Origin of the sequence: Methanosarcina horonobensis HB-1 = JCM 15518 (genome assembly GCF_000970285.1) — an archaeon.
Classification (GTDB): domain Archaea; phylum Halobacteriota; class Methanosarcinia; order Methanosarcinales; family Methanosarcinaceae; genus Methanosarcina; species Methanosarcina horonobensis.
Window position 1 is genome coordinate 3,092,075 of record NZ_CP009516.1, and the last position, 25,146, is coordinate 3,117,220.

Here is a 25,146-nt window from a genome sequence, read left to right on the forward strand (position 1 = left end):
ATTTTATTAAAAAAGTAAGTGAAACAATTGAAAATTAACCTTAATTTTAAACTAAATTGTTAAAGTTAATACTAATAATATTTTTCAAAAATTCCCTTAAATTCCCTTAACTTTTTTTAAAATCACCATCAATAGAACCTATCATGTTTAGATAAAATGTTAATGTTAATGTTAATATTAATACAATTTGTCAGAAAACTATATATATTTCTGAGATAACTATATATTTAAAAAATTCTATATATTTAAAAATTTTGTGGTGATCTAATGAATGTCGAACAATATAAAAATAAAATTGAAGTATTGAACATAAAATTACAAAATCAGGAAATAAGTGTTGAAGAATTAATAATAAATTTCGTTGACCTTGAATCCGATTATGAATTTATATTAAATATAAATAAAGAAATTTCCCTTCGTTTTGATGCCCTTCTTAACCTTCTCCCAACATCAGAACAAATTGATATCCTGCTTGAGAATTCAAATCAACCGAAACTTCAGAAACTGAAAAACGTTGTCAAATCCTTAGAAAAATTCGATAATAAAATAATCAAAGATTATAATAAAAATGTTAGGTCGAGGGTATTATGATTCTCATAGCTGCACCTATTTGTGAAGGAAAAATATACAGTATAAATAACTGGCTTGAATGGATTGCAAGACAGCAGTACACAGATTTTGATTATTGTCTATGTACTGAATCAACATCGGAAGAATTTATTAACAAATTATCACAAATTGAAATAATAAATAGCGGAAATATAAAGAAACCTATAATTTTGATAAACGAAGAAATAATAAAAATTGATAATCCAATTCAAAAAATCTGCAATGCCAGAGAAACAATAAGACTTTACGCTCTTGAAAATGGATATTCTCATATTCTATTTCTGGATTCTGATGTAGTCCCTATTTACATGGATACAATACAGAAATTGTTAGATACTAATTTGGATTGTGTTTCTGGACTTTATTGTTATAAAAATTCATATGTTCCTGTTGCTGTTTCTAGGAAAAGAGGCACAAATCCAACAATAACAGATATGGAAGAAGCCAACAAGAAAAATCAATTGATTGATTGTCTTGTCATTGGTCTTGGATGTGCTCTCATATCAAGACGTGTTTTTTCTGAAATTCCTTTTGATTTTGCCTATTTTGGAAATGAAATTGGTGAAGACTATGGTTATTGTTGGGCAATGGAAAACATTGAAATTCCGAGATATTTAGACGCAAAATTGCTTTGTTTTCATCTCGGAGAAACGAAAAACAACAGGAATGACGGTGGATTTTTCACCGTTGAGAGGGCTGAAAAATGATTGACAGAAAAGAATACATGAGAGAGTATATGAAAAAGAAATATGTTCCAACTGGAAGACCGGTAGGAAGACCAAGAAAACAAGAAATTGAGGAAGATTATGAAGAAGAATACGAGGAAGAAGAAATGAGTACAGCAGATGATATTATTTCCGTTCTTGAAAAAGAAGCAATAAGAAGAAATGGTGAAGTTCCTGAATTGCTCCAATACGCCAAAATCGTAGCTCCATACATCCAGAATTTCACAATGGGATTTCTTGAAAATTATTCGAAATTCAAGCAACAAAACACAAAAGTTGAAACAATTCAACCACCTGCCGGTTGGCTGGAAATGAAACCCCTTGATAGAATGGCAAGAAAATATATTGATCCTGATTGGTATGCAGCAGGTGAACGCTATGAAGCATCAAAAACAGGTGCAGTAAATGTAAATTATATTGACAAAACATACGTACCACCCACAACAATGAAACGTGAAACCTTGAAAGATTTGCAAAATAAGTATCCTGAACCGCCACTAATTGAACAAAAATCTGAAGAAACAGTTAGTGAAAGATTTAAAAAATTCAAGGAAAATGATGAAATTAATGGAAATAAAAATGAAATTGATAAATATAAAAATGAAATTATCGAAAATAACGGTGAAAATGAGGTAATACAAATGATAAATCAAGATAATGTAAAGTATATTCAGATGGCAATAGGCTATCTCTCAAACATGAAACCTGTTGATTTCTGTGAATTTGTTTCTGAAAAGAAATATGAAAGTATGTTAAAAACTTACAAGATGTTCCTTCCAATTCAAACTAAAACCATGCTCAAGCAAACAAAAATTGAAGAATTAGAATCCATTTTTAAGCAAAATTGCCCCGAACACTTTGATGAAATCGTAAATGAAGAAATGGAAGATGAATTTAAAACTTTCTTAAATGAAATTATAAACCTTGGAGAGTAAACAACTATATAGAAAAATTTATAAATATATAGATATGTACATATTATTGGTGATTTAAATGATAAATATTACACCGAAAATTTCAGAATATCAAGCTGAAAAAGTTGAAAATAATGTTAAAATTGTTGAAAAAAAGGTTGATTATTCTGAAATAGGAAAGAAAATAATGTGTATAGCTTCAGGTCTTGTTTCAATATACATACTGTACGATAAATTGAGAGAAGTAAAAGAGGGAAAAGATGGATGAAAACACTATAGTTTCAGTTCTCGGGTTCCTATTTGCCTTCTTTTCTTCTTCTATTATTGTTCGAGAATCGACAAAAAGAAATTCAAAAGACATTGAAAAATTAAAAGATAAATTCGAAGAAATTTCGAGAAATGTTAACGGTTTAACCGTTAGTATTGCTGTTCTTCAAAACGATATCAATTATATCAAAGAATTTTTTGAAAAAAAATAATTCTTTATCTTTTTTCTATATAGATTTTACATTCTATCGGATAATTATATATACTCTTAGAGAAATATATATTTTTATGGCAATAGATATAGATAAAAAAATAAAACTAAATAAAGAATTTTATGGGGAAAAGACAGCCATAATTGCCCAATCTGGCGGTGGAAAATCGTATACAGCCAGAGTAATAATTGAGGAAGGTCTAGCTTCCGGTCATACTTTTGTAATTTTTGATCCACAGGAAGCCTATATGAATCTTCCACAAATGGAATATATTCAAGCTCAAAACGTCAAATCTGTTGCCGGTCTTGGGAAAATTATAGCACAAACTCACAGAAATACAGTCATACTTCTTAAATCTCTTACTATCGAAAAACAGCAGGGATTTGTCAATGATTTTTTAAAATCTTATAAGAAAAACGTATCAAAAGGAATTCAAACACTTGTCATTGATGAATTTCATAAGTTTGCTCCCGAAAGTGAAAAAACAGCTTGTAAAAGTGAAGTAAGAGGATTATTTCAGGAAAGTAGAAGTGATGGAATAGGTATTTTTCTAATCAGTCAAAGACCTCAGAGAGTTGACAAAACATGTCTTTCTCAGTGTACCAATTATTTTATTGGTCGTCTAACTTCTCAGAGAGATCAACAAGCCGTAAATAACTATATAGATAGAACCAAAATGACAAAGGAACTTAGAGATTTTGAAAGTGGTGAATTCTATATAGACGGAATTAAAAGAGATCCTGAAATAGTGAAAATTAGAGAAGCAAAAACAGTACATTCTGGAAATTCTCCAAAAAATATATTAACTGAAAATAAAGTTGATTTTTATAAAAATACTAAAAAATTAATTCGAGGAAAAAATATGGAAAATCCAATAAAAGAAGTTGAAAAAGTCCTACCGGACACAAAATCTTTCTCACACCTTGCAGGTATCGGTATTGACTTTGCTCTTGGTTCTGCTGTTTCTGGTATTGCCGGAAACTTTGTAGGTTCTAAGGTTGCAATTCCGGTTGCTTTCGTTAGCGGTAGAACCGTAGGTTCTCTTGCTACTACTCTTGCAATGTATGCCGGATACAAAGTCAGCCCATACGGAAAAGATGTTCTGATGTATGGTACTGCTGGAAGTGCCGCCTACACCGTAGGTTCTGTTGCTTTCGATATTCTGAAATTAACAAACGTAAACATGAGTGCTCTTGATTTCATAATTCAGACTGCTACAGGAGCACAAAAGCAGTAATAACTTATCATAATTTAAAATAAAATTTAACAAAAATAAAAATAAAATTAACATAATAAGGAGAAAATTATCATGGAAACTCAAAATAAACTCAAAACTTCACCCTTCACTATTTCCAAACTTGCCGAAGGTGCAACCTACCTTACTTCTGATCTTGCCAGTGCTGACGAATGGAAAGACCTTCTGAAATATTCCGTTCCTCTTGGAATGGCTGTCGAAATCACGCCTATAAACTATGTTTTCGGTGAATTCTACACTACAGCAGGAACCACAAGCGGAAATATCATTACTGGCGGTATGTCAAGAATCCTCAAGCAGAACGCAAATGGAACTGAAAGCCGTGAAATTTGGAGCGGTAGCAACAAGATATTTGGTGAACTTGGTGACGAACTCAAAAGACCTAAGCTCAGAGTTCCTGTTGTCGTCAATGCTTCTCAGAAAATTGTAGTTCAGATTTACGGGCTCGGTGCAACTCTCGACGTTTCGACTTCCAACTTCTACATTGAAGCCACCCAGTACTACGAAGATATTTAAATATCTTCTTAATTATTTTAAAGAAGAAAAGGAGGTCAAAATATGTCGTTTCTTACAAAAGCATTTAAGACTGTTGCCGGAGAAGCTGAAAATCTGGCAACTTCTAAAAATATAAAAAAAGTTGCCTCCAAGGCTTCTTCTGCTGTCGAAAATTCACAAAAAACAATTTTCAATGAAGCTAAAACATTATCTGAAAAAAGTTTCAAAACCACATCGGCAATAGGGAATCAAGGAGTAGCTAAAGCCACAGCAGGCGGTAAAGAAATAGCAAAAGATGTAGCTAGAAACTACGCCAAAGGTGCAGCCAAAGTTTCGGGAATTGCAGGAAAAGCAACTGTATTAGGTGGTGCTGCTGTTCTTGGTGTTGGACTCTATAATACTGCAAAAAATGTTGCCGTAGAAACCGATAATCAAAGAATCTACAATCAAGCCAAAGAAAGCGGATATCTGGATTTCCTGCAAAACAATATACCTTCCTCAAATTCTGGAATTCCTTCAGGAAATAGTGCTGTAGGTGCTGATACTTCTGATCTTTTCGATTACCTGTATGGCTCTGATTCTGCCGAAGGTGCACAAACTGCACAAACTCCAACAGGTATCTATCTTTTCGGTGCTGGTCTTGCAGGTGTTGTTGCTTGGAAATTATACGAAAATTCAAAGAAGAAAAGGAAGGTGAAGAAGTGAAGAAGAACACAAAAGTAGCTTTCGGTGTTGGTGCTCTCGGTCTTCTCCTTCTCAAAAAAGCCGTAGATGCTTCTGAAGGTTCTTCTGAAGGTTCTTCAGGTGGTTCTGACGAATCACCTTCTTTCTTCTATCCTTCTGAATCAGAGGATCAGCCGTATGTTCCGAATATACCTGCTGGTGGTTCATCTATATCTTTCATTCCAGAAGGTCAAAGAATGTATTATGATCTTCCTAGCCTTCCGCCATCTCTTGCACCACCACCTGAAACACCGGAACAAATACCTACCTATCAAGCTGCTACTGCCGAAGCCGGAATTGTAGAAACAATTGCAAAATATGTAACTCCTTCGAACGTTCTTGAAGCCGGAATTATTGGAGCTAGTTTCATACCGTCAGCAGGCACGAAAATAGGAAAATCAGCAGCAGAAGCCTTTATAAACAAGGGTGCTTCAAAACTTGATGAATTGAAAGCAGGAACGAAAGCCATTGAAAAGAGCACAGTAGAAGAAATAGGAGAATCAACGATTAAAACAGGCACTAAAAATATTGATAATGTTGTAAAATCCGATGTTGTAACTAAAAGGGTTTTCAAAGAAATTGAAGAAGAAACCCTTGAAAAAGCCGGAAAAACCGGAGTAAAATACATTGATGATATTCTTCAGGCAGGCGGAAAAAAAGCTATTGGACTACTTCCTGTTGTCGGTCTTGGTGCTGGAATTGCTTATGATGTCCTATACGATGATCGATCAATCCCAATTGCAATTGCCGCAAATTTAGGCGGTGATATTGCTGGCGGTGTTGGTGCTGTTGCTGGTACTGTCGTAGCTCCGGGTGCAGGTACTATTGCAGGAGATATTGCCGGACAGATAGCAGTCCAGACAGCAATATACAGTGCTTATGATACGTATTTTGGAGGAAATAATCGAACTCCAACAATATATACAGAAAATACACCTATCACCGATTCAGCACTTGGAAAAACCAATACCGGAAGCTCAATACATTCAGGTCTAACTTCTCTCATGGGTGAAGCACTTGGAAAAGGAACAGGAGAAGCAAAAATAGTATCAAATGTTGGGGAATCAAGTTCTCAAGCTCTCGGAAAAACTGAAACTGGAAGTTCAATATATGGCGGTCTTACAGCTCTGATGGGTGAAGCAATTGCAGCCGAAAAAGCCACAAATACATCAAGTTCAAGCTCAAGCTCTTCAACTCCTTCAAACGTGATAAACGGACACGTTGTTGGGGAAAAATACACCGAAGGCGGACAAACCAAATACGTTGATTCTATGGGCGTTGTTCACGTTGTTGTTTCTGGTTCTTCAAGTTCTAGTTCTAGTTCTAGCTCAAACTCAAAGAGTTCTAGCTCAAGTAGTTCAAGTTCTTCAAGTTCTAGCTCAAGCGGAATCAAGTCTCAAGGTGGAAAAGGAACCGGAGAAAGTAATGTAAAAATTGTCAAAAAGAAATAAGGAGAAAAATTATGACTAATAATAATTTCATTGAACAAAAAATAACAAAACAGGTAACCATTTCTGCCGGTCAAAGTGGGTATGTCAACATTGACATACCTTCCGGTAGACAGGTACTCCTGAAAGGCTACGGGTACACTTGGTTTGCATCAAACAAGTATTCTCTCACCACTGGAAATGTAACTTTTCCAAGCCGTACCGATCAGGAAGGAAGCCCAAGTATTCCAAGAATTTTCGGAATTCCCTATCCTTGTCGATCAGGCGGATACCTGAGACTCTACATTGAAAACGGTGACAGTGGAGCACACACTTACGATGTAGTTTTCTATATACTGTCTACAGAACTCTTGAACGAAGAATCTACAGGCGGTGACCTCAATCTTACTATTGGTGGTTCGAGCGGTGGCGTTGCTTCTACTGTTTCAATTTCGAATAATACGAATACAACGTTTGCTGATGTCATTGCAAGAGGAGACGGAAAGAACGCTCTTTGTGTTGATACTGAACTGTCACTACATACCGATAGTCTTACACTTTCTAACGTTTTTGTGGCTTCTCCAGATGGATCTGTAGGAAATGCCAATTATATGAAAATTGATACCAATAGAAGGCTTGAAGTTGTTTCTGGGGAAGACAGAACACCGACACATTCAAAAGCTACGATAGGTACAAGTTCAACCACTGTCATTGCTGCAAATGCCAACCGGAAAGCCCTGATAATTATCAATGACGGAACCGAATCTATGTATATAAAATTAGGTGCTTCTGCTGTAATGGCTGAAGGAATCCGAATAAACGCTAACGGTGGAGCTTATGAACTATCGAAAGAACTAGGAAACCTTTACACCGGAGCAATAAACGGAATATGTGCCAGTGGCAACATGAACGTGCTGGTAACTCAATTCGTATAAGGGGGTCAAAAAATGCCATTAAATAATTCAAATATTCTTGATTCTACCGGAAAAGTCCCTATGAATATGCTTCATGCCGATGAAAATAACGGCATTCCTATATTAGATGCTAGCGGAAATATATTGATTCAAGGTTCATATCTTAAATTGAAAAAAAATACATCAAATAATATCATTGTAAAGGAACGCACATCTGATGAAACATGTATGTACATTAATCAAGTTTCAGCAAACAATTATGACATGTACATTGTGAAATCAGGAAACCAAAAAGTAATACATACCGGAAATGTTAATGCCGTTAATGGTGTTGCCGGTCTTGATTCTACTGGAAAAGTGCCGATAGCAAACCTTCCAATCGGACAAAATAACGGTATTGCTGGTCTTTCGAGTACTGGTGCTCTTACGTTTCCATCATCATTAATGATAATGTCAAACGGTGGACTTAATTCTGATCTATATATCAGAAATTATAATGAAGACGCATTGAAAATTAACAGGGTTAGCACTAACAATTACATTGGGTATGTGAAAAAGGATGGAGTTTGGAAACAGGTTCTTTGTGATGGTGATGTAGTACCCGGAACTCTTGGTAGCAACCTCTATAAGACCGGTACATCAATACCTGATCCTTCAGGGTATACAGATGGAGATATATTCTATCATACACCTGAAAACAAGCTATACATACGAGTTTCGGGTAGTTGGGTTCTCACCAATACATTCAGTACTCCAACACTGGATAGTCTGTCTACTGATGCAAGTTATGATGATTTTGAGGATGCAGTCCAAAGTGTGCAGACAAACAAGAATCTTGGAACACTACTTACGGAAGCTGGTCAAAACTCAAATTTCCAGACAGCAGTACAGGCAGTGCAAACTAACAAGAATCTTGGAACACTACTTACGGAAGCTGGTAAGAATTCAAACTTTGATACTGCCGTGAATAATGCAGTATCATCAACAACAATAAACAATGCTGTTACAGCCGCTACAGTGAACAATCTTTTGTATTCTTCTGTTGCAAAAATCGGAAGTGGATCTTATACCGGTGATGGCGTTTCTGGTCGTGCTATTGCACATGGATTAGGAAGAACACCTAAAGCTGTAATAATCCTATGCACTTCCAACAATCAGGTATACATAAACCTGACTGGAACAGGATTTGTAAGAATCGACTCCTTGAATAATATTGCTGTGACTGCATGGACATCGACTAATTTCTATCTGGTTCCAAGTGGTGTAAATTATTCTGGTGGAACCTTCAACTGGATTGCTTTAGGGTGATTATATTGTCCGAACTTAATTCGGACATCTTTTTAAGTGACAATAGACATATTCACCTTTAACCGTTATCGAAAAATGAATGTTGTCATATTATTTAAATCTTTTTTGTCCGAAACTCCATTTTATATAAATGTTTTGGTAATTGTCATAATTTATCATAATTTCTCATATTTGTGTCAACCCAAATCAAAATAATTTTGAGTGAACAAAGTATATAGTTATACATTAATGAATAATTTTATACGTCACTCATTCTCCTTATTCAAGTTTTCAGTACTGCTATTTTTTGGAAGTTGACGCAACCCATCAGAAAGATTTATATAGTTTTAGAGATTAGTATATTATATAAAGTATTATAATAAGTTTAAATAAAAAATTTTATAAAATTGGAGGAACTAAAAATGAAAAATGCAACTTATGCAAGAAAACTTAATCAATTTAACACTATCGGCTTAACTATTCCAAAAGAAGTAGTTGAAGAAATGGGAATTACAACAGAATCATTATTTAAAATTTCTGTTGAAGATAACACAATAAAATATACAAAGTTGGTAATTTAAATGGAAACTAAAATTCAAAATACTGAATTATTCAATTTATGTAATGATTATTTTTTAAGTCCAGTACAGGACTTAAAACTTAAAGATGAATTAAATGAATGTTTTGGAAAAATAATAAAGAAAGAATTACCTAATTCAGAATTTACAATAGTTGAAATTGAAATTTTTGATGATAAATATGTTTTCAAAGGTGTCGAAATTGAATTTGCTGAACCTGAAGAACTCTATTGTTGGAGAGAAATAGAAATTAGAAATGAAGGAAATTTGGAACAATTCTTTTGAGGTGTTAATGATGGAACTTCTATGTAAAGATGGTAAACTTATGTCAGTTGAAGAAATTAAACAGTTAAGAAAAGAAGAAGAAGTTGAAAATAAAGAATTAGAGGAATTATACGATAAAATAATTAAAACATTTGGTGAAGGTGTAAAGCATTTAAATTATAAAGATAAGGTAATTTATATTAGTATTCATGATTCTTCGTATGCTGGAAATGGGTATGATCCTTACAGATAAAATAATAAAAACACAAATTGAAAAATAATAAAATATGGGAGTGGTTTATATGATAGATTTAAGTAAACACAATTTGAATTTCTCTTTTAATAAGAATATAAATAACGAAATATATAAACCTATCGTTAAAAATGTAGATCCAGTTGTAAAAGATAATCTTATAGATCAATTAAAGAATTACTTGAAAATTGATGTTCATACAGCATTGAATATTTATGATATTTGTGAAAAAGATCAAGGATTCGAAAATATTCAAAATATAATTCATATTCCTGCTGAAGAAGCTGAAAAAATTTATGAAATTGTTTCAAATTATATAAAAAACGGTATATGTAAATTAAATGTATTTCCTAAAATTATTGAAAATAAAATAGATGTATCAAACGAAGAAGTAATAGAAGAAGTAAAAATATTTAATGCTCCTACTGAAGAAGCTGAAGTAATTATTGAAATTCCAGAATATAATTTCAAATTCACAATTACATTTGATAATCATTATTTCATATCAGTTCAGGATTTAAAGCTGAAATTTGAATGTAAAAGGGATATTTTACAATATAATAAAACAAGAGATAAAGATTTAGCAGAATTTGTTAAAACTTATATTGGTGTTGAAAAAGCATTTGCAGCAGAATTAGTTAAAATATTCAACGTTAAAATGCATGAAAAATCAGATGAAATAAAACAATTAGCTTATACTGATGAAGATCAAGAAAGTCATACACTTGAAGAAATAATATGGAATGCTGCTGATGCAATTGCAGAAAAATATAATGTAATTTGTATGGCAGAATCAAGAAAACTTTTCCTATATAATCATGGAATTTATCTTTCAGATGGTGTTGAAATATTTTTGGAAAATGAAGTTGCTGAATATGCAGATCAAAAATATATGGTCAAATTACTTGAAAAAAGAATAGATGATGTACTTCACCGTATTGAATACAAAAATTCAGTATCACAGAAAGAATTTGACAAAAACAAAAATATAATTGTATGTAAAAATGGGCTTGTTGATATAAATACTGGTGAACTTAGACCACATACACCTGGTGAAGTTTACACGTCAAAATTTGATTTCAATTACGATCCAGATGCAAAGCTTACACCTGAATTTGAAAACTTCCTAAAAACAGTATTTGAAGGTATGGAGTACCAAATAGATATTGCTCAGGAATTCTTTGGATATTGTCTTACAACTGAATATTTCATTCAAGCATTTTTGTATATGCTTGGTGGTGGTGGAAACGGAAAAGGCACATTCTTGAACATTCTTACAGCCTTTGTTGGTGAAGAAAACACATCTGCATTAGCACTAACTGAAATTTGTGGAAAAGACAAATATACACTTGCTGAACTATATGGTAAGAAGCTTAATGTTTGTGGTGATATTGCTGCAACAATCGTTAAGGAAACAGATAACCTGAAAAAGATTACAGGTAGAGACAACGTAAGTGCTCAATATAAATATGGGCAGTTATTTAAATTTAAAAATTCAGCAAAAATAGCATTTGCAGGAAACAAAAGTGCAATATTCGATGATGATAGTAAGGGATTCGTTGACAGATTAGTGTTAATTGATTTTCCAAACAGATTCAGGAACACAAAAAACGATGATCAAAAAATGGAAGAAAAATGTACAACAAAGGAATCATTATCGGGAATTCTTACATGGGCTATAGCTGGATTGAAGAGACTTAGGGAAAATGGTAAATTCAGTCATCAAAAATCATACAAAGAAAAGATGGAGTTACTGAATCAGAAAACAAATCCTGTAGAATTCTTCGTCAAGGAATGTGTAACCCCACTTCAAGGAAATTATTTAAGTACTGATGTAATTTTCAATTACTATAAATTATTCCAGCAAAAACATAATCTTCCAGAATACAAGCAGAGAGATTTTGTAACTGAATTCAAAGAACATTTATTTGAAAACGGTATTCATTATGATTGGAAGCAAAAAACGTATGATGGAAAGGTTAGATGGTGTATATTTGATATTGGTGTTGATATTTTCAATAATTGTCAGAAAACAAACCCTAAAAAATATGATCAACCTTTAACTAACTTCATTGATACTGAAGAACGTAACCCCTTAAAATTAAGTTTAAATTAAACTTAATCATCTCTTTTTTTCTAATGTTAAAAAAATCAATATCGACTATTTTTCCATGTTAAGCATGTTAAGCTTAATCAACAACGGTTGACAACTTCATACCATAACATGAACTTTTCAATTCTCTCTATATAAAATATTTTTTTTCTATATTTACAAAAAAAATATTTCCTATACTAATTTCTATTTTTCTTATGTTAAGTTAAGAGAGGGGTAGTAGATAGTGTTTTTACTTAACATACTTAACATTGTAAAAAATGGTAGTGTCAACTGATACTGGTCGATTTTAACATGACTTTTAACGCCAAAAAATCCAATGTTAAATTCATGATGAATATAGATTTTCATCCATAATTCTATCGTGAACACCATCCAAAATACCTTTCAGAACTCCATACGTCACGTTTTGACAGCTTTTTTGTGTAGGATGAAGAATTAGAACGGATAAAAAAGAGATGATATAAAAGAGAATAATTTATGGCAAAATATAAAACGATTTTTATCTTTATATAGTTTTTGTAGGGAGTGTAAAATTAACAATTTTCTTAAAAAAAGACATTTTTATTAGTAAAATGAGTTTATTTATATACCTTTAGATCACATGTTATGTTAAAAACTTATCGGTTTCTTTATGATAAACGTTAAATCGTCATGCTGGTTAGTTTTTGGATACACACCTAATGATTGCAATATCAATCCCCCAGAATGTTTTTGGAGAGATAACTAATTTTATTTCTAAAACATGTCGTTCTGATTTACCTAATTCTTTACTTATTGCTCAAGCATTCATTATGCGGTATCCAGAGTACGGAAGAGAATATGGACTTTCGATTATAAACTCTGTTATAGAAGACGGAATAAAACGTGGACTTTTTAATTAATTATTGTCGGGATATACTCATTTTTAATAATTTTTAATTATTTGCATATCAATGTTTATTGATACGTTGATGCATTTTTCTATAAACATGAATAGAATTAAGTTTGGTAATATATCCATTTCAATAATATTTTCGGTAGAAATATATCGAAGAGCCTGTTGACCTTCTTTTTTTTAAAGCAAACTCATATACCTTTTTGAGAGAACAAGGAGAATAAACAAATTCCAGACTGCAAGCACCGCAAACACAGTCAGGTCAGCATATACTAACCCTACGGGAATCTGAAACAAAGCCTGTATGACATTTTGTATATCTTTTAGATATAAGGCTTTTTGAATTTACCGTAGTTCCTGATAAACCGAGTTCACTGATATATTATATAAGAAGTACTTACTCTCATATAAGAAGTACTTACTCTCGGTTTTCCAATCAAAATAAATTTACTTTTATTTTTTTATCTTTTTTCAAATAAAAATGAAAACGCCTATATAATTTCTAATCTTCCCAGTGTTACTGGAGGACTTCTATGAAATTTAACAGGGTTTTTATGGTTCTTCTTCTATCCCTGGCACTTACCCTTGCAGGAAGCGGGTGTGTCTCGGAAAGCGAAGGAGCACAAGAAAATGACAATATAGAAGCAGATGCTGAGAGCGAGGTATTGAACATCCGGGCGAATCCTGTGACTCCCTGGAATCCCGAACCAACCGAACCGGTTATTGACTCGACCGCTTACATTCACCCTCAGGCATCAGTGATAGGGAGTGTGACAATAGGCGCTCGTGTAATGGTCTCCCCAATGGCTTCGGTCCGGAGCGACGAAGGTATGCCAATCTTTGTAGGGGATGATAGTAACATCCAGGACGGTGTTGTACTCCACGCCCTTGAGACGATTGACGAGGAAGGCGAATCTGTGGAGAAAAACCTGGTTGAGGTTGACGGGAAAAAGTATGCAGTCTATGTTGGAGAAAGAGTTTCTCTTGCTCACCAGTCACAGGTTCACGGCCCTGCCTATGTCGGAAACGACACATTCATCGGAATGCAGGCTCTCGTTTTTAAGGCTAAAGTAGGAAATAACTGCGTACTTGAACCAACATCGGCAGCAATTGGTGTAACAATCCCTGACGGCAGATATGTCCCTGCAGGCACTGTAATTACTTCTCAGGTTGAAGCCGATAAACTGCCCAAAGTTACTGACGATTACGCATACAGGCATACAAACGAAGGCGTAGTATACGTAAACACAAACCTTGCTGAAGGATATAACGCATAATAACACTACTGTTAAAAGTAGAAGGTAAGCAGTTTAACAAATAACTTGATAGAAATGTACAGGCAAACAGAATTGTACAGGAGATAAAGTCCCAGAAAATGAATTCTCTTTTAACCGAAAAAAAACCTTTAGCGAATCATTTTTTTCTGCCCGGAACTATCTGTCTTATCCTGTTTTCGGGCAAATCCTCTATTTAACCTTATTTTCTCTTCAAGAGTTCAGGATTTGTTGTTTCAAAATGTGAGAAAAGCTGGAAGATTTCATTTCTGGTATTACGAAATTGTATCAGCTGACTAGCCGGCAATTAACAGGAATTTCAATTTGTGTTTAACTATTTCCTGAGTTCAGTTAACGAGATATAATATGGACTAATATTTCGATATAATATATAATTCATTATTTATAATATTTAAATTAATTTTTTTTAAGTTCACGGTGAGGATTCATGAGAAAAATACTCAAAGATTTATGCTTGTTAATGTTCATTGTAATTCTTATCCTGCCTGTAGAGGCAGTGCCCGGTGAACTGTCCGAGTTCGGTAACTTTACAGGAGGATCTGGATTGAATAAAACAGAAAATGCTTCTAGAAATTATTTTGATTCAGACTCAGGTTTAATCTGTATTGACGCAGGAAAGACTGTAGAATATGGAGAAATCATTTCTTCAGATGACCTTGTAGAAGAAATCACTTTTCTCACTGACAGTCCGGAATCGGAACTTTTTCCTGTGTGGACCGCGGATGGAGAATATATTCTGTACACTATTGAGAGAAACCAATCGGATAATCTTGAATCATATAGAATAAAAGCAGACGGAAGCGAAATAAAACGAATCGGTACTGGAGAAGGAAATCTTACCGGCTTCAGTGATTTAAGTCTGGATGGAAGAGATCTGGTTATCATAAAGTCAATTGATTCTCAACTTGATCTTTATCTGGCAAGTCTGGAAAACGGAACAGTAATACCGGTTACTAGTGACCCGCAGATTTCCGAAGGCTGGGGTGCATGGTGCCGCCTTGGAAAAAAGATTACCTATACACAGGAACCTGCAGGTATGCCGTCTCAGTTATGGATAGTTGACCGGGACGGAAGTAACAAAACCAGGTTGGGTACTTCAGAAAACGTGGGAATTGGAAAGGATTGGTGCCCTCTAGGGTTAAGAGTAATATATAGTGCAAAAGACTTAAAACAAGCAGATGATCTGTGGGTAATAGATTTTTATGGTACAAATCAGACCCAATTAACGAATACATCCTATAATGAATGGAATCCCTCTTTCAGTCCTGATGGAAAATGGATTGCATATGTTTCGGATGAAGGAGGAAGCCCTGACATATGGCTCAGGGATATCGAAGGAAACTACAGAGCAAGAATTACAAACAACATTGGGAGAATTGATTCTATCCCAAGGTGGAGTCCTGACGGATCTGAAATAGTTTTTGCGGGACACAAGCCGGGGAACGATTCCAGTATTGATTTGATAAACAGCTCAGATACTGTTTTAATAAGTGATCTGGATGCCAGTTTGATTAATGATCTGGATTTTGATCCGCTAAATGGTTCGGATATTGACCAGACAAACAGTTCGGATATTGATCCGACAGGCAGTTCGGATAACGGTTCAATAAATGTTTTGAATACAGCTACAAACAATGATTCGGAAATTGTTATAATAAAACTCCTGTCTGCACCTCATATCTCCCCTTACCCAAAAATTACCGGTGTTGAAGTCAATCCTCCCGAAGAACTCTTACAGGAAGGGAATGTCACAGTTTCCATAACGGTAACGAATGAGGGAGGAAACGCGAGTGAGGGAAATATCTCAGTTTCCTTCCCAGGTAAAGAGAAAATTAAAAGAGTAGAAGGGACAAGCAGTGTTGTTGGTGTTTATTCAGAAGGAAGTCTTATTCAAGGGAAAAACGGAGAGATAGCTGCGCAGTATCCGCTTGTTGAACTCACAGAATATGAATGGGGTGCCGGGCAGGAAGAAATTCTCAACGTGACAGTGGTACCGAATAATGAAACTGAGGAAATTGTATTTTTCGTACGGGCCGAGCTGAAGGATAAACGCACGGAAACTTACAGGAGAGATCCTTTACTCTCTGCAGATGAAGACCAGCAGGGATTAGATGTCCACAAGTATCTATTGAAAGTGAGATGAGAGTTCTCCTTTTCACTTTTCTCAGTTCTCCTTTTCTCTTTCTTTTCTCCTTTATACTTTCTACTTTTTCCTTACCTTTCTTGTTCTTTCTATCTTTCTTGTTCTTTCTATCTCCTTTAACTCATTCGTCCAGCCCTTTTCTTCCTACAATATAGTTTGCAACCCTGAGGGCATCCCTTTCTCCGGTCTCTTTTTCAGGAGAGTCGCTCAGTTTCACTACCGGGATCCCGTTAATACTGTGGAGCTTTATTACCATATTGAGGGGGGGACTTTCCTTGAAGAATTCGGAATTATTGGTAAGGCTTGTGCCTATCCCGAAACTGCAGTTGATCTTACTTTCACAGTATTTTTTGAGCCGGATTGCGGCTTCGGCATTAAGGGCATCGCTGAAAACAATAACCTTTTTCATGGGGTCAATACCCATTTTTCTGTAATGTTCTGTCACCCTGTCCACAAAGGCGAAAGGGTCTCCACTGTCGTGTCTGACACCATCATAGATTTTTGACAACTTCAGGTCCATATCCTTAAAAAAAGCTTCAGAGCCAAAGGTATCCGTAAGGGCAATTCCAAGGTCTCCTTTGTAGACCTCCACCCAGTTTTCAAAAGCGAAACGGTTAGCGTACCTGAGCCCGACAAGCGCAGACGTGCCCATAATCCATTCGTGCCCTACCGTACCTATGGGTTTTATCCCATACTTTTTTGCAAAATAAACATTACTTGTCCCTGTCAGGGTTTTTATTTGCATAAGATTTTTCATTACAAGGTCATGGAGTTCAAAACTTCTCCGCCTGCGGGTCCCAAATTCTGCAAAGAGGCAGCCGTTATCCTCAAGAATCTTTCCGATTTCCAGGATTTTTTCTCCATAGGCTGCAAATACGGGTTCGAATGTTCCAGAACTTTTAGTACTTCCGCTCCACTCTTTCTCTATAGTTGTGAAGTAGAGTTCGGAAACAGCAGCCATAAGGACAATCTCCCACAAAATCGTGCTGTGCCAGGGCCCTTTTATCCGCATGTCCAGTTCATTTTCCCTGGTAAGACAGACTTCTACCTCTTCTGGCTTGAAGCGAAAATTTTTGAGGTACTCAAGGTACATCGGCTTCAGAAAAGGACAGTGTTCACCAAGCCAGTAATATTCGTCTTCTGTCAGTTTCAGTCCAGAGATCTCTTCATCTATGACTCGTCTGAGAGCTTCTACAAACTCTTCGGAGAAGCGCTGAGATCCCCGATTAGTAAAACGGTATTCTGCTTCTGCCTTTGGAAATAATTCCAGTACAGCCATCTGCATGGTGAACTTATAAAGGTCGTTATCGAGTATTGATTTTATCACGGAAGGCCTTCCTTTAACGTTTTAGGTTGCTTCTGGCGCAACATCCGTAACTATTTCTATTTTATTGAGGCTTTTTGCTTCAGTATATAGCCCGTTTTGTTTTTAAAATTTCTGATGTAACTGCATAAAACAAGTTTTCTTTATTAAGTTCAGAATCCTCCGAATCTTTTTCCTGCCCATCTCGCCAAACAAATAATTACCGGAAAGCAGATACTTATTCATGACATTAATTTAAACAGGGGATTTTCGGGATATGAAAAGAAAACTTAAGTTCGCAACTGAATGCGTGCATGCGGGAGAAAAACCGGATCCCGTGTTCGGGGCACACACGACTCCTATATTTCAGACTTCAACCTTTATTTTTGAAAGCGTCGAGCAAGGGGCTTCCAGGTTTGCAGGAGAGGAAGACGGATACATATATACTCGCATTCCTCCGAACACACCCACACACGCAGTCCTGACAGAAAAGTTTGCTGCACTTGAGGGAGGAGAAACAGGCCAGACCTTTGCTTCAGGCATGGCAGCAATCACCGCAGTTGTGCTTACAGCTCTCAAACAGGGAGACCATCTGATCTCAACGGATGTAGTGTACGGCTGTACCTACAGCCTTTTTTCGGAAATTCTACCCGGGCTCGGGATAGATGTTACTTTTGTAGATACAACAGATATAGAAAACGTAAAAAAAGCTCTCAAGCCGGATACCAAAATGATTTTTCTGGAAACCCCTGCCAATCCTACCCTGAACATATGCGATATCAGGGAGATTGCCGGGCTTGCCAGAAAACAGGGAGTCATTTGTGTTGTAGATAATACCTTTGCCACGCCTTATTTCCAGAAGCCGCTTCTGCTCGGGGCAGATATTTCCCTGAGTAGCTGTACAAAATACATAGGCGGACATGCAGACCTGCTTGGCGGAATTGTTGTATGCAGCAAAGATTTCATGAAAAGTCTGGCAAAGGTTGTCGGATATACAGGCGGGGTCATGGGCCTTCATGAAGCCTGGCTCTGCATAAGAGGGCTTAAAACTCTGCACATCCGGATGGAAAGACATGCTGAAAATGCGCAGAAGGTTGCGAGTTTCCTCGAATCACATCCCGGAGTAGAATGGGTAAGATATCCGGGGCTCTCAGACCATCCGCAACATGAGGCTGCAAAAAAACAGATGAGCGGGTACGGAGGCATGCTTTCATTCAGCATAAGGGGCGGGATTGAAGCAGGAAACAGGCTTATGAATAATGTCAGGCTCTGTTCCCTTGCAGTAAGCCTTGGGGCAACCGATACTCTCATCCAGCATCCCGCTTCCATGACACATGCCTGCGTTCCGAAAGAAGTGAGGGGAAAAGTAGGCATCACTGACGGACTTGTGAGATTGTCTATCGGAATCGAAGATCCTGAGGATATAATTGCAGACCTCGAACAGGCTCTTTCAAAAGTCTAATGGAAGGCAAAAAAGGAATCTCACCTTGAAGATTTCACCTGTCTTATTTTCGGAGCCAGACAAGATATATGTGCCTCCGGAATAATCTTTTGTCTGCACTTAAGCACAGGATTAAAACCGCAACAATAAAACCCGGGGGGAATTCATTTGAAAGCACTCGTATTCGGAGCTGATGGTTTTGAAGATGTCGAACTTATCTACCCTTATCACCGTTTGAAAGAAGAAGGAATAACCACACACGTAGCCTCAATGAAAAAAGGACCGATAACCGGAAAACATGGGTACGAGATCAATGCTGATATCGCCTTTAAGGATGTAAATCCTGCGGATTATGATATCCTTGTAATATCCGGAGGAAAAGGACCTGAAAAAATGAGACTCGACAAAGATGCCCTTGAGATTTCAAGGCATTTTTTCAAAGAAAATAAACCCGTTGCCTCAATCTGCCACGGTCCGCAGGTTCTTGTTTCGGCAGGCGTAATAAAAGGAAGGAAAGCTACCTGCTGGATAGGAATCAGGGATGATATAATAGCTGCAGGCGCACAATACGAAGATAGTGAAGTTGTCGTAGATGGGAACTTTGTATCCTCAAGGAGACCTGGAGACCTTCACGCTTTTGGAAGGGAAATGATTAAACTGCTGAAGTGAACAGGAAACAAAATTTTTTTCTTCTTTTTCTTTAATCGCTTCTCTTATTTACACGTATTTAACTTTGTTCTTTAGTCTTTATTTATTAAATTTCTATTTTTCCCGATCTATCACCAATCAATAGAACTTTTTCAAAATGTCTGAAAATCAAGTCGCACCTGTGATATTATTTCTACGAATAATGGTCTGGACTGGCATGTCTGGACTGGCATAATCCTTCCATTTATGGTTGTAGAGTTCAATAATGAATAGGATTAGAACCGTACCTTGAACCTTGTTTTTTTTCCTCTTCTACTTCTATTTTATGCGATACAGTTTCGCCAGTCGGTTTTTCCTCTTCCACTTTTATTTTATGCCAACCACGCAAACCGCGACATTCTTTGCAATGAATAATGTGTTTTACAACATGAGCAAGCCCTATTATCGCCAAGATACATCCCACTATTTTTAGAAATTTATGCATGATTACTCACTCCAAGCTATTATTGTACCTTATCGTTTATGAAGATACGCAAACAGGTAGAAAGCCTTCACTTATACAGCAAATAAGATATGCACAAAAAGAATCAACTATGATTATTAATAATCGAAAAGCGGTTTATTGACGGAACAGCGATATTTGAAGTAAAATGACCATCAGTAGCCACAAAAAACCTTTCAAGAGTCAATGTGAATGGCTGCATTCCTTACTTGCGGCAGCAATTTATTTTATAAGTTAACCTCTTGAGCGTAGCGAAAAAGACTTCATGCTGTTTCGATTACATTGCAACTACAAGAAAAATCCATGATTTTTCTGTCCCGAAGCGGGATTGGGCGATCATTTAAATATCGAGGGTGATATGTATAACAGGATAGGATGATCGACGAAGTGCTAAAGGTTTTCAAAAAGCTCGATGCAAAGGATTTCAGGATACTTACAGGCATCGAGACAGGGATGAAACATTTTGAGTGGGTGCCGGTAGAGGAGCTTAACAAGTACACTAAAATGCCTTTTGACAAGCTTGAATACAGGCTGAAAAAGCTTGTGCGGGATAAGCTTGTTGTCAGAACCACCCAGCCTTACGAGGGTTTTCAGATTTACTTTGAAGGGTATGATGCCCTTGCTCTCAATGCTTTTGTAAAAAGGAAAAGTATCAGTGCCATAGGGGACGAAATCGGGGTAGGCAAAGAGTCCGTCATCTTTGAAGCAATCCGGCAGCCTGAGCTTGCAATAGGGGAACCATTTCCGGTAATAATCAAATTCCATAGGGAAGGCAGGACCAGCTTCAAGCAAATAAAAAGAGTACGTGAGCACCTCGGGGAAAGAGAACACTTTTCCTGGATTTATGCTGCCAGGCTTGCAGCCCAGAGAGAGTATGAGATCATGAGCAAGCTTTACCCTCAGGTTTCCGTTCCCAAACCCCTGGATCAGAACAGACACGCCATAGTCATGGAAATTGCAAAGGGCAGCCTGCTCTCAAAAACAAAGGTTGTTGACCCTGAATGGTACCTTGATGAGATTCTAAATCAGGCAAAAATAACCTATTCTCTCGGAGTTATTCATGCTGACTTAAGTGAGTATAATATCTTTGTATCTGAAGAAGGCGTCCAGCTCATTGACTGGCCTCAGTATGTCACTCTGGACCACCCTCACGCCGACGAAATTCTCGAAAGGGATATTTCAAATATCCTGACACACTTCTCCCGAAAATATGACATCAAAAGGGAGCTTGGAAAAGTTCTGGAAGAAATTAAAAGTAGAGCAGAGAAAAGCTCTGTAAGTGGGGAAAAAAACTCAGAAGAGTTTGAAGAAATCTCTGAAGAAGGGAATTTTGAGACTGAAGAGTATGGAAAAGAAGAATTTGAGGCAGAAGAGTTTGAGACAGAAGAGTTTGAGACGTTTGAGACAGAGGAATTTGAAGCAGAGGAGTTTGAAGCAGAAGACCTCGAGCCGCAAGATCTCGAAAAAGCTACCCCTAAAAAAGATACTTCAGGTAAGGACTAAGTTTTTCGCAGCCGAAATAAACTCTAAGAAGTTAAGATATTATATTCTTCAGCAGGATGTCACTGAGAATTTTACCCTTCTCTCACTCCAGTTTATGACTGTTTAAGAAATCCAATGGAACTGGATTTCTTGACCTATTTATCACTCTTAATTCTTTTTTACTCATATCTTTTCTCTTATTATATTCATCTATTCTGGTCAGGTCATCTCTTTCACTCAATTAATTCCTCCTTTATCAGGCCATAAAATTGTGAAAGTACTTCCTTTTGTTAATTTGCTTTTAACTTTAATTTCTCCACCCTGCATCTCAACCAGACGCTTGACTATTGTCAAACCCAACCCTGTCCCGCAATACTTTCTTGAGAGTGTAGAATCAACCTGTTTAAAAGGCTCAAAAATTATTTGCTGCTTATCTTCAGGAATGCCTATTCCATTGTCTCTGACGCTGACTTCTATTACATTTTCCAATTTCTTAGCTTCAACCTCTATATGTCCGTTTTCGGGAGTAAATTTCAGGGCATTATTAACGAGGTTATGGAGAATTTGCTTGAATTTTACTTTATCAATATAAATATTCAGATCAGCAGGCTCAGCTGTGAATTCCATGGATATATTTTTTGAAGTAGTAAACGGAAGTGCAAGATTTTTAACATCCTCAAAAACTTCAGCAATACTTACGTTTTCAAAAGTTAGTGAAACATCCCCAGACTCTATTCTTGAAATATCCAGAATATCATTAATCAGATTGAGAAGGTGATTTCCGCTTAAAGAAATGTTTTTTAGATATTTTAGCTGCTTTTCATTAAGTGGCCCAAACATCTGGTCAATCAGTATATCAGAATAGCCTATTACTGAATTCAGAGGAGTTCGCAATTCATGGCTTACTGTTGAAAGAAACTCACTTTTTGTCCGGTTAGCCTCTTCTGCATTTATTTTCGCACTAACAAGGGCTTTTTCTGCTTCGGCTTTTTCTGTCACATCCCTCATACTCCATACCCGCCCTTTAAGAATTCCATTGTTTACAAGTGGAGCTGAGTATCTTTCAAACACTCGTCCATCCCTAAAATAAACATCAGAGATATCGGTTTTGCTTGATCGACATAGGGACTGCATTTCTGATAAGTGCTCTTCAGGATCTTTTACCTGATCTAAAATAAGACCAATAAGTTTCCAGCAGGTTTCCGTATTATCCAGAATATCCGACATACCTAACATTTTAGCAAGCTTTGAGTTTGAAAAACGAATTTTATGGTTGGTGTCAGTGACAAAAATACCATCTGCAGTTGACTCAAAAGTTGATTTTAGAAGAACATCTCTATATTGAATATCCATGGAGTCTTGTTTCTGCTGGATCGCCAGTGCATAAAGCGCAGCAACCCTTCTGATTGCTTCAAACTCACTGTCAGAATATACTTTTTTTGAATTTGCAAGGGATACCTGTCCCACGAGTTCGTTTCCAACAATTGCAGGAACGCTTAGGAAATTTTCCAGAGGGATATGTCCCTCAGGAACTCCTCCTGAAGCTGGATGAGTTTTTGGAGAATTCGTGTAAAAGCCTCTTTTTGTGTTTAACGCGTAACCGAGTAGTTTGGGGTACAGGCCTTTCGTATCTTTTGAAAAGGTAACCTTCTTATCCTTTTCATGAGTATTACAGGTTTTCATCATTCTGGTAAGGCTATAGCATATATTGTCACCGGTTTCCGGATCAATAGAAGAGACATATCCGTGTTCACTATCTGTCAGTCTTAGAGAGGCTGAAAGTACGATACCAGCAATAGTCTCAATGGAGTTATTCGGGTCTAACAGAGCATCTGCCAGTTCTGCAAGTTCTCTATTGACAGCAAGTTCCCATTTTAATTTCTTTTCAGCTTTTCTATATTCACTAATGTCCATGGAAAAAACAGCAAAATGGGAGAATTGACTGGAAGAGTTGTAGACAGGATAAATATGATGAAGAAAATGAATTCCATTTCGTACGTCTTCGAATTTTACGGATTTTTCTTCGGTCAAAACAATATTAAACATTTTTATCCGCTGGTCTAAGATATCTTCAGGAGTTATCGTGTCAAGTTTCTTTCCTATAAACTCATCCTGTGTGATATTTAGCCTTTTAGCTGCTGTTTCGTTAATGTAAGCAACTGCACGGTCAGGTTTCATGAGAATTACAGACTCAGTAATGGCGTCCATCATAGAACGCAGAAGCTTCTCATTTTCGAGAGCTTTTCTTTCGGCTTCTTTCTGAGCCGTTATATCCTTGAAAACGCAGTGTGTCTGCTTGAAACTGCCATTCTCATCATATGCAATTCTTCCATCAAGAACTATATTTATAACTTTACCGTCTTTCCTCACAGCTTCATACTCAACACCCTGTACTTCTCCCTGCAGCTTGAATTTCTCCAAATGAGCTTTAAACTTCTCAGCATACCTCGGCGTAAGAAAGTCTTCGAAGCACTTTCCGATTACTTCTTTCCAGGAATAACCTAGGGTTTCAAGCCATGTGTTGTTTACATCAATGAAATATCCTTTTTCATCCAGGGAATGATAGCTGAGTGGAGCTTGCTGAAAAAGGAGTTCGAATCTGTTTTCGGCTTCAATAAGTGCTTTTTCTGTTCTGATATTATGGATTTTTTCTGAAACGTGAGAAGCTATTGTTTCTATAGAAAAAACATTATTAACTTTTTTATCTTTTGGCACGAGAATGGAAATACTACCAAAAATATTATTTTCATGTGAAAAACCAATAACCTGAATGGAATCAATATTAAGATTTATTTCTATTTTTTTACAGAGCTCTTGGGGAATTTTCTTTGCAAGCAAAATATAAAGACCATCTTTGAAATTTTCAAGTTTGCCACTTGTAAGAAGCTGGCTATTTAGTTCCAGATATTCCGGCATAAAAGTTACGTTAGCAAGGTCTCTGCCTGGCATACCGACAACCTTCTCTGCAAAGTTTTCAAATCCTATCGCTGCTCTAACCCTTATAGAATTTATGCTACTATCGTAGAATGCTACAATAACATAACAATCTTTATTCAATTTATGAACAGCTTCCCCGGCTAACTTACACAGTTTGTCAGGGTCCTCAACACGATAGATTTCGATTAATATCTCGTTAATAAGCTGAAGTTCATGCAGACGCTCGTTATAATCGAATTCATTTTCACCATTTTCGGGTAATTCGTTAGTAGAGGTTTCATCCCGGCTGTTCATCATACATTTATCTCTTTATATTTATATATAAAGATTATTATCCAGTTCAAAAGCTCCCCCAACATTTGCAGTTTTCATCCAAGATCGTTTTCGAGAAGTTTTTAAAAGATACGATTTTAAGTTTTCAGGCACATTCTCATTCAATGAAAAGATTAATTGTGAAAAAAAATTAATGAAGGGTATACTTT

At 36.3% G+C, this 25,146-nt stretch carries 24 protein-coding genes; 20 read left to right on the plus strand and 4 right to left on the minus strand.

From position 1 onward, the window contains the following. The first annotated feature begins 267 nt into the window (after positions 1-267). From MSHOH_RS13560 to MSHOH_RS13635, 17 genes are all read left to right on the plus strand, one after another. Positions 268-591, plus strand: coding sequence for a hypothetical protein (locus MSHOH_RS13560; protein ID WP_048140365.1), 324 nt, complete (start codon positions 268-270; stop codon positions 589-591). Then, a complete protein-coding gene (locus MSHOH_RS13565; RefSeq protein ID WP_048140367.1) occupies positions 588-1,316 on the plus strand; it encodes a hypothetical protein in 729 nt (242 codons plus the stop codon). Before MSHOH_RS13560 ends, MSHOH_RS13565 begins: the two co-directional genes overlap by 4 nt. Further along, positions 1,313-2,269 (plus strand): hypothetical protein, encoded by a 957-nt coding sequence (locus MSHOH_RS13570; RefSeq protein ID WP_048140369.1) that lies wholly within the window; start codon positions 1,313-1,315, stop codon positions 2,267-2,269. Before MSHOH_RS13565 ends, MSHOH_RS13570 begins: the two co-directional genes overlap by 4 nt. Positions 2,270-2,327: 58 nt before the next feature. Beyond that, positions 2,328-2,516: a hypothetical protein gene (locus MSHOH_RS13575; protein WP_048140370.1), complete on the plus strand. Its 189-nt coding sequence runs from the start codon at positions 2,328-2,330 to the stop codon at positions 2,514-2,516. After that, a complete protein-coding gene (locus MSHOH_RS13580) occupies positions 2,509-2,727 on the plus strand; it encodes a hypothetical protein (RefSeq protein ID WP_048140372.1) in 219 nt (72 codons plus the stop codon). Before MSHOH_RS13575 ends, MSHOH_RS13580 begins: the two co-directional genes overlap by 8 nt. A 76-nt stretch (positions 2,728-2,803) precedes the next feature. Beyond that, the gene (locus tag MSHOH_RS13585) at positions 2,804-3,964 is read left to right on the plus strand and encodes an ATP-binding protein (protein ID WP_048140374.1); all 1,161 of its coding nucleotides are present in this window, start codon (positions 2,804-2,806) and stop codon (positions 3,962-3,964) included. Positions 3,965-4,036: 72 nt separating this feature from the next. Continuing rightward, positions 4,037-4,498: a hypothetical protein gene (locus tag MSHOH_RS13590; RefSeq protein WP_048140376.1), complete on the plus strand. Its 462-nt coding sequence runs from the start codon at positions 4,037-4,039 to the stop codon at positions 4,496-4,498. Positions 4,499-4,540: 42 nt separating this feature from the next. Then, a complete protein-coding gene (locus MSHOH_RS13595; protein ID WP_048140378.1) occupies positions 4,541-5,182 on the plus strand; it encodes a hypothetical protein in 642 nt (213 codons plus the stop codon). After that, on the plus strand, positions 5,134-6,651 hold the full coding sequence (locus tag MSHOH_RS13600) for a hypothetical protein (protein WP_158024160.1): 1,518 nt from the start codon (positions 5,134-5,136) through the stop codon (positions 6,649-6,651). The genes MSHOH_RS13595 and MSHOH_RS13600 overlap by 49 nt, the downstream gene beginning before the upstream one ends. 11 nt (positions 6,652-6,662) lie before the next feature. Then, on the plus strand, positions 6,663-7,562 hold the full coding sequence (locus MSHOH_RS13605; RefSeq protein WP_048140382.1) for a hypothetical protein: 900 nt from the start codon (positions 6,663-6,665) through the stop codon (positions 7,560-7,562). A 12-nt stretch (positions 7,563-7,574) separates the two neighbouring features. Beyond that, a complete protein-coding gene (locus MSHOH_RS13610; protein WP_048140384.1) occupies positions 7,575-8,849 on the plus strand; it encodes a hypothetical protein in 1,275 nt (424 codons plus the stop codon). Between the two features lie 401 nt (positions 8,850-9,250). Next, entirely contained in the window at positions 9,251-9,409 is a 159-nt protein-coding gene (locus MSHOH_RS23860) for an AbrB/MazE/SpoVT family DNA-binding domain-containing protein (RefSeq protein WP_158024161.1), read from the plus strand. Then, complete coding sequence (locus tag MSHOH_RS13615; protein ID WP_048140386.1) at positions 9,410-9,691, plus strand: hypothetical protein; 282 nt, start codon at positions 9,410-9,412, stop codon at positions 9,689-9,691. 40 nt (positions 9,692-9,731) lie between these two features. Next, positions 9,732-9,923 (plus strand): hypothetical protein, encoded by a 192-nt coding sequence (locus MSHOH_RS13620; RefSeq protein WP_158024162.1) that lies wholly within the window; start codon positions 9,732-9,734, stop codon positions 9,921-9,923. 49 nt (positions 9,924-9,972) lie between these two features. Then, on the plus strand, positions 9,973-12,039 hold the full coding sequence (locus MSHOH_RS13625) for a DNA primase family protein (protein ID WP_048140390.1): 2,067 nt from the start codon (positions 9,973-9,975) through the stop codon (positions 12,037-12,039). A 1,407-nt stretch (positions 12,040-13,446) separates the two neighbouring features. Next, positions 13,447-14,190, plus strand: coding sequence for a carbonic anhydrase (locus tag MSHOH_RS13630; RefSeq protein ID WP_048140392.1), 744 nt, complete (start codon positions 13,447-13,449; stop codon positions 14,188-14,190). 445 nt (positions 14,191-14,635) lie between these two features. Next, positions 14,636-16,351, plus strand: coding sequence for a TolB family protein (locus tag MSHOH_RS13635; protein ID WP_048140394.1), 1,716 nt, complete (start codon positions 14,636-14,638; stop codon positions 16,349-16,351). 121 nt (positions 16,352-16,472) lie between these two features. On the opposite strand, the gene pncB is transcribed toward MSHOH_RS13635, so the two are convergent. After that, positions 16,473-17,678, minus strand: a complete 1,206-nt coding sequence (gene pncB / locus MSHOH_RS13640) for a nicotinate phosphoribosyltransferase (RefSeq protein ID WP_052730870.1) — start codon at positions 17,676-17,678, stop codon at positions 16,473-16,475. A gap of 253 nt (positions 17,679-17,931) precedes the next feature. On the opposite strand from pncB, the gene MSHOH_RS13645 reads away from it, so the two are divergent. Continuing rightward, on the plus strand, positions 17,932-19,116 hold the full coding sequence (locus tag MSHOH_RS13645) for a trans-sulfuration enzyme family protein (protein ID WP_048140396.1): 1,185 nt from the start codon (positions 17,932-17,934) through the stop codon (positions 19,114-19,116). Positions 19,117-19,263: 147 nt separating this feature from the next. Beyond that, a complete protein-coding gene (locus MSHOH_RS13650) occupies positions 19,264-19,764 on the plus strand; it encodes a type 1 glutamine amidotransferase domain-containing protein (protein ID WP_082089362.1) in 501 nt (166 codons plus the stop codon). A gap of 238 nt (positions 19,765-20,002) precedes the next feature. Here MSHOH_RS13650 and MSHOH_RS13655 read toward each other — a convergent pair whose 3' ends face one another. Then, complete coding sequence (locus tag MSHOH_RS13655) at positions 20,003-20,227, minus strand: hypothetical protein (protein ID WP_048140398.1); 225 nt, start codon at positions 20,225-20,227, stop codon at positions 20,003-20,005. Between the two features lie 393 nt (positions 20,228-20,620). On the opposite strand from MSHOH_RS13655, the gene MSHOH_RS13660 reads away from it, so the two are divergent. After that, the gene (locus tag MSHOH_RS13660; protein ID WP_048140399.1) at positions 20,621-21,748 is read left to right on the plus strand and encodes a serine/threonine-protein kinase RIO2; all 1,128 of its coding nucleotides are present in this window, start codon (positions 20,621-20,623) and stop codon (positions 21,746-21,748) included. Positions 21,749-21,830: 82 nt separating this feature from the next. Here MSHOH_RS13660 and MSHOH_RS23865 read toward each other — a convergent pair whose 3' ends face one another. Then, positions 21,831-21,968, minus strand: a complete 138-nt coding sequence (locus MSHOH_RS23865) for a hypothetical protein (protein ID WP_158024163.1) — start codon at positions 21,966-21,968, stop codon at positions 21,831-21,833. Continuing rightward, positions 21,965-24,958, minus strand: a complete 2,994-nt coding sequence (locus tag MSHOH_RS22240; protein ID WP_162197638.1) for a PAS domain S-box protein — start codon at positions 24,956-24,958, stop codon at positions 21,965-21,967. Before MSHOH_RS22240 ends, MSHOH_RS23865 begins: the two co-directional genes overlap by 4 nt. Positions 24,959-25,146: the final 188 nt, after the last annotated feature.